Annotated in this window: 6 protein-coding genes; all 6 read right to left on the bottom strand. The window is 34.8% G+C overall.

The annotated features are described in order from the left end of the window. Positions 1-226: 226 nt before the first annotated feature. Positions 227-1,015, bottom strand: coding sequence for a hypothetical protein (locus JOC94_RS22175; protein ID WP_205180380.1), 789 nt, complete (start codon positions 1,013-1,015; stop codon positions 227-229). A gap of 81 nt (positions 1,016-1,096) precedes the next feature. Continuing rightward, positions 1,097-1,513, bottom strand: coding sequence for a DUF2712 domain-containing protein (locus JOC94_RS22170; protein ID WP_077110471.1), 417 nt, complete (start codon positions 1,511-1,513; stop codon positions 1,097-1,099). 1,280 nt (positions 1,514-2,793) lie between these two features. Then, positions 2,794-3,468, bottom strand: coding sequence for an ABC transporter ATP-binding protein (locus tag JOC94_RS22165; protein WP_205180379.1), 675 nt, complete (start codon positions 3,466-3,468; stop codon positions 2,794-2,796). Next, positions 3,465-4,670 carry an ABC transporter permease gene (locus JOC94_RS22160; protein WP_205180378.1) on the bottom strand — a complete coding sequence of 402 codons (1,206 nt, stop codon included), beginning with the start codon at positions 4,668-4,670 and terminating at the stop codon, positions 3,465-3,467. Before JOC94_RS22160 ends, JOC94_RS22165 begins: the two co-directional genes overlap by 4 nt. After that, positions 4,667-5,704, bottom strand: a complete 1,038-nt coding sequence (locus tag JOC94_RS22155; protein WP_205180374.1) for an ABC transporter permease — start codon at positions 5,702-5,704, stop codon at positions 4,667-4,669. The genes JOC94_RS22160 and JOC94_RS22155 overlap by 4 nt, the downstream gene beginning before the upstream one ends. Before the next feature lie 71 nt (positions 5,705-5,775). Beyond that, positions 5,776-6,081 carry a hypothetical protein gene (locus tag JOC94_RS22150; protein WP_205180372.1) on the bottom strand — a complete coding sequence of 102 codons (306 nt, stop codon included), beginning with the start codon at positions 6,079-6,081 and terminating at the stop codon, positions 5,776-5,778. Positions 6,082-6,446: the final 365 nt, after the last annotated feature.

Raw genomic sequence — 6,446 nt, 5'->3', positions numbered from 1 at the left:
AGGAGTTGGCAAGTGGCGTATTTAATTTATGTATGCCCTACGGGCCATACATAAATTAAATGCCAATCCCTACATTATTAGTTTGCCATAAACAACCTTTGATATTTGTCCAGTTTGTTTATACGATTGAATAAACAGATAGGTGCGCCAAATAAGGATAATGAATATGAAAACAATCAACCATATTCTTATTTTCTTATTTTGTTTATTTGCTTGAATCATCCACTTAAACGAATTCATTTTTACACTTTCCTATCATAATGGTTAAACATAAAATGATTGACACAATAAGTTGAAATAAAATCACAGATAATGAGATCGTTGTGTATCCTTGTGCCGGCGTCAAAAATCCAAATGGAGACCATTCTGGATATCCAAAAAGCGAAAGGATCACCCATAAGCCATAGTAGACGCAAAACGGCATTAACAGAACAAGATATTTATTATTTGTAAATAAGGATGTTAAAAAACCAATCCATGCATATACCCCGCCATACATAAATCCAAATAATAAAAAGTTAAGCCAATAGAGAAGGGGAGTATGGATAAACAATGAAGCAAATAAATCTCCATATTCAACTGGAGAGATTTGCAAAAATATATCGGGACTATCAGCCGGATAGAACATCAATAACCCCCACATTTCAATAACCAAAGGAAAAGCAAAAGCAAGCCCGCCAAGTATAAAGGAAAGAGTGATCTTTACTGTAAAATAATTCTTTTTAGACACTCTTGACCTTGTAATATAATAGATACCCGATCTATCATCTTCCCCAAATAAATCGGAGCCAGCCAAAGCCACCATAATAGGAAATAATAAGTAATATAGTTGGGTTAACATATAGTTATCATCAAACCCGGTTGCAAACATATAAGCACTGCCGCTGCCATAAGCAATAAAGCGATCAACGAAAATTTGATGGATCATCACTATGACAAAACCTATTATAATTGCACCAATAAATGATTTGCTACTTAATCCTCTTTTAAACTCTATTTTAAAATATGATCCCATATGTACGGATATCTCCTTAGAAATCAAAACCTCTAAAAAGCTTTCATCTTTTAGAGGTTTTGATGAAATAAATAAACTTATTTAAATACTGTCTGGACTCCAGACTCCAGAAGCTGCTACTTTGACTATCTGAGCTTTTTCAGTTTCACCCGCTAATTTAACATTTACTTTTCCATAATCTTCATATGCATAGTTAGTAATAAATTTTGCTTGACCTTGTTTAACCGTAACTTTTTTCGCTCTCACACTGGCACCATTGGACTTCACAATCCATGCTTTCATTTTGCCTTTCCCAATTGAGTTAAGCTTTACATAGGCGGAAGTAGCATCCCTTTTTTCCCTCGCTTTAGAATAAGAGTTTCTTTTTATTGGTTTTAAAGTAAAACTAAACTTCTTGTCTTTATAATTCCCGGCTGCTTCAACGTCCGAGGTATTAATCCCCACACCTACTGTAAAGCAAAGAGCAGCAACAATTGGAACGATTAATTTTTTTCTCATTTTCTCTTTCCTCCTAAAAATGCTTTTCCATATACAGTATTTTCTCTAAAAATCAATAGGTATCAAAATTCTATTTTATTAACAATATATGTTCGTAGTTCAGGAATTCATTGAATCTCCTCATCACCTATTAAATAAGCTTCTTTCAACAAATATTTCATACGACAGCAACTCTCTTGTTTAACACCCCTTTTTTTTCAATAGCTAGCCTCTATCCATGGCTATCTCAACCAGTTCTGTTTGGTAAAATCAATATGACCTCCTTCTCATATGTAAAATGTGATTCCCAATACATTATAATTCACTTTTTCACGAATTTACCGCAAAACCACATTGTGGGTTTCCGCAAAACCCGTTGCGGTTTTCAGTAAGGGTAGTTTGAATTAGGGAAATTCAGCTAATATCTCTTGCGCTTTAACGACTTCTGTTTCTTCAAACGGTTAGATTATGCAAGAGCTTGAGAATAGTCTAATCTCGCTTTTTTAATATTTGCTATCTGAATCCTGGAACATGGTCGACCAATGTTTCAAATCTGAATCTCTATTATTTAGATAAAATTGGAACCAGTATTGTTTGAAGACCCATCCTTATTCACTTATGGGTATGAAAAGCCATCAACAAATAAACCCGCCTATTGTTTAACAAAGGAAGGAAAATAAGGCAAAAAGAAAGAAAGGCAGAACAATCCGCCTTTCTAGACATTACATATTTAGCATATGAAATGAAGATTATTAAAAAAGGACAGACTTATCCCGTTTACTCTGTGTACACAAAACAGAGCCTTTGAACGTATTTAATTACTAGTTCAAAGTAGGGAAACGAAGTCTTATAGAATGCGGCATTTTTTTAATAATCCTCCTAACATATTTAAACACTTTATTTTTATATAATTCCTTTTAGAATAGTCAAATGAAATGATGTGATGATTATCATTTTTTGTTTCACTTAACAAAAAAATTGTCACAGGCCTTATAAAAAATCATGTTCCGGAGGCTACCTGTTCCAAAGAATATCGCATGATCTTTATTCTTGTAATGTTCGTAAGATTTCTTCATATCCTTTACGTTGTACATAAGGTTCTGCTGCCAGATCCTTCATTTCAAGAATCCCATCACCATCATTTGTTACGGCCCATAATGCCTTACTTTATGATCTATTTCCAGTACAAACACTTTCCCCGCGTTCCAGATATCCATTGATGTATCTTTTTATTCATCAGCAAGCAACAAAAGATTAAAAAATTTTTTGTTTCTATATATTTGCTTAATCATTATACACTTTTATGAATCAGACACGATTTTTCCATCCTCTATTTGAATGATCCTACTACAGTAACTTGCAACAAAGGGATCATGGGTAACAACGATCACTGTTTTTCCTTCCTGATATAATTTGTTCAATATTTCCATGATTTCTTGCGAAGTCTTTTGATCTAATGCACCTGTTGGTTCGTCTGCCAAAATTAACTTTGGTTCATTAATTAATGCTCTTCCAATTGCAACCCGCTGTTTTTGTCCACCAGACAGCAGGGCCGTTTTTTCTTTTATTTTATGGACAATACCGAGTTTTGTGAGTAATTCTTCCATGTTTTGTTGGCGCTCTTTTCTCATTTTTTTATCCTTCATATACATGACCGGAAGCATCATATTTTGTTTCACCGTATAATGCTCTACTAAGGCAAAATCCTGTAATACAAACCCAATTAGTTCATTGCGTATTGTCGCCTTTTTTGCTTTATTATAATTACTTACATCTTCACCAGCCAGAAAATACTTCCCACTCGTTTGATCATCTAAGCAGCCGAGAATATTTAACAATGTCGTTTTCCCAGATCCAGATGTTCCAGTGATCGCCACAAATTCTCCTTCCTTAATAGATAACGACACTTTATGAAGCGCCTGCAATGATACAGCTTTTGTGTTAAAAGTCTTTGTGATTTCTTCCAACTGAATCATCTGTTTTTCCACCTCAATATTGAACTTAATCCCATTCTCTGAATTTTTATAAGTGGGATGATTATCACTAATACTCCCAATATGGTACTTGCTAGTAGCGTTATGCCAGTTGATAACAGTGATTTTCCTATAAAAAAACTAACCAGATTGCCGATTACAATGAATGGTAATATTTGAAAAACAATACGCGTCCCAATATGTTTATTTTCTGCCCCGGAAAGATAGTGTACGCCAAATTCATATTGATTTTTATCAATAAATTGTAAAAGCGACACTATTAATGAAAGCATTGTGAAGCTTGCTACTAATGCCAGCAAAAACAATTGCATCTGAATCCATGTTTGTTTGTCTCTTATAACATGCTTTATTTGTTCACTCAAACTTTTATAACCCAACGAATATGTCTCTAATTCAGCAGCATAATCAATCATTTTTTTTATGTCTGTTTCCTTTTGCGGTACGATATATGCAGTCGGAATAATTTCGTCGTAATCTGGCACACTTTGCAATTTACTTTCATTAAGCGGTAATAGAATCATTGAGTCCATTTGATGAATTTCACGAGAGGACATAATATTGATATATGTTGCTCCTTTATCCAGGATTCCTATCACCTTATATTTATTTCCATATGTATCTGAAAATGTCTCACCCATATCCCAAACCTTTGCAAAGTAATGACCAATAATAACAGGAGTGACCTCTTTTTTATCTTTGTAATCTTTTTTATCAAAGTATCGGCCTTCGACAATATCTACCTGGAAATAGTTGAAAAATTCTTCTGTTGTTAGTACATACTCCACTTCACTCGAGCCATCCTCATTCTCTTCATCATAAACAACTCCTTTTATGTCAGGCAAACGTGGGTCATCTATAAACAGAGAACTAGAGTATAATGTAAAAGCTGAAAAAGAGGGATTATGAAAGATATAGTTATACAATGCATGGAGATCTGTAACTTTATCATCATCATTTACAAGTTTTGTCACATCATCATTACTCGTTAGATCCATTAATGCATATATTTCTTTATCTTTCGTTAATCGTGATACCTCGTCTTTCATTTGTTGGAGATCAATAAATGAAAGAACAGAAAAATGAATTAAAACAAGCATCAGCGTCACTTGAATCAACAAAATGAAAGAGCGCCATTTTTTTCGCCACAAATCTTTTAATGCTAAAAAAAACTGATTCCTTATCATGATGATTCCTTTCTAATGATTCCTTTTTTTAGTTGGCTCAACCATGTGGCGGTGACCAGTGTCAAAATACCAATGAATAAACAAAATACAAATGCAACCATCAGGCCACGCTCATCAAATGCATTTACTACTTTGTCAAATGCATTTACTGCGATTAATAGGAATGCGATTACCGCACCCGCAGCAAAGCTTCCGATGAGCACAAATAGGTAATCTTTGAGAAGCCACCACTGAATGTCTTTAAACCGTGCACCAACCAAGTAACGAGCATATATTTCATCGCGTCTGGAATCAATCCAAGCTGTAGTTGTTCCAATTGTACTCATTCCAATAAAAATCATCGTCACAAGTAACATAACCACAATGACCATCTGATCTTCTATGACATAATCAATTCGCTCTTTCATTGAGGGGTGTAACGGATTCACTTCAAAATGTAACGATGGTATGTCCTTTTGTAATGATATTAAAGCTTGACGAACCGTATTCAGTGACAGCCCATCAATGTCATATACCCCGGTTATATTTATTGTTGGATCAAGTGAAATAAAAAATGACCGCTCTAATTCAGTCATGACTTCCTTTGGTGTAAACAGATCCATCACTTCATAATCCCTACTGTTATAACGGAAATATTTCTTCCCGTTTTTTTCAGTTACATTATGTATCATTGCCTTGTCTAATACGGCAACAGGTTGTTCTTTAGGGACTTGGTCCCAATCAACTGTACTTACTGGCAAATCATGCTGATGCAAATAAAAGTATTTCCCATAGGCCATATCAACTTCTTTAAAAAGTAAAAAAGGTCGATTGCTTTTAGATTCCAACTCTTCTATTAAATTTCCTGCTGTTCGTTTTTCTATCTCTTCTTCCGCTGATTGAATCGTTACTCGTAAACTATTGGCACTCAACCCATCGGGTAATATCGCTGTTCGTTCATACGAATTAATTAAAGAGGAAAACGCTAAGCATGAGAAAGTAGCTACGACCATATAGTAAGCAATAATATAAAACGATTTCTTTAATAGTGTCATCCTAATCCTTCCTATGTAGGTGGTACCTACTAAAGCAGGTACCACAAAATATCTACAATAACGTTTACAGCCTAAAAATATCGCCATCCATAATTTGCTTTCATGGTTGCAAAAGGTTTATTTTTTTTCGAGATGGATTTTCTATATTCTCTCTTGTCTTTTTTGCTTCGAGCTGCTTTTGTCCATTTTCTTCCAGAGTCATAACTACCTTCCTTAATGCGGACATAGGCTTGTTTAACATGTTTGCCATTTTTCATACCATAACTACTACCTTTTATTCTCCAGCTTGGGGTAAACCATACTGTTGCAGTCTTTGTAATTTTTCCCGTAACGGAAAAGCCGTTAAAAGTTTTTCCATCAGCATGGACTGCTCCCAACGTAACTCCACTAAGAACTAACCCCAGAGCCAGGCTACAAATAATCCACGATTTGGTTACTTTTTCATACTATAAGCCCCCTAAATGAATAGTGATTCTCGCATAGATGATAGCTTGTGAGAGTAGGGAGAAAAATTTGAATCTTCTCCTTTAAATCCTATTAGTGTCCCTTTTAACGCCCTTTTTTTTCAATAGCTAGCCTCTATCCATGGCTATCTCAACCAGTTCTGTTTGGTAACCTCAATATGACCTTCTTCTCATATGCAATACATTATAATTCACTTTTTCACGAATTTACCGCAAAACCACATTGTGGGTTTCCGCAAAACCCGTTGCGGTTTTCAGTAAGGGTAGTTTGAATTAGG

Source organism: Siminovitchia thermophila, assembly GCF_016909185.1.
GTDB classification, from domain to species: Bacteria; Bacillota; Bacilli; order Bacillales; family Bacillaceae_C; genus Siminovitchia; species Siminovitchia thermophila.
Note: the sequence above shows the minus strand (reverse complement) of the source record. Positions and strands in the feature narration are given on the sequence as shown.

Bases quoted from the DNA above. Each gene is read 5' to 3' on its own strand.
- JOC94_RS22175 (WP_205180380.1), bottom strand. From the start codon at position 1,015: ATGGGATCATATTTTAAAATAGAGTTTAAAAGAGGATTAAGTAGCAAA.
- JOC94_RS22170 (WP_077110471.1), bottom strand. From the start codon at position 1,513: ATGAGAAAAAAATTAATCGTTCCAATTGTTGCTGCTCTTTGCTTTACA.
- JOC94_RS22165 (WP_205180379.1), bottom strand. From the start codon at position 3,468: ATGATTCAGTTGGAAGAAATCACAAAGACTTTTAACACAAAAGCTGTA.
- JOC94_RS22160 (WP_205180378.1), bottom strand. From the start codon at position 4,670: ATGATAAGGAATCAGTTTTTTTTAGCATTAAAAGATTTGTGGCGAAAA.
- JOC94_RS22155 (WP_205180374.1), bottom strand. From the start codon at position 5,704: ATGACACTATTAAAGAAATCGTTTTATATTATTGCTTACTATATGGTC.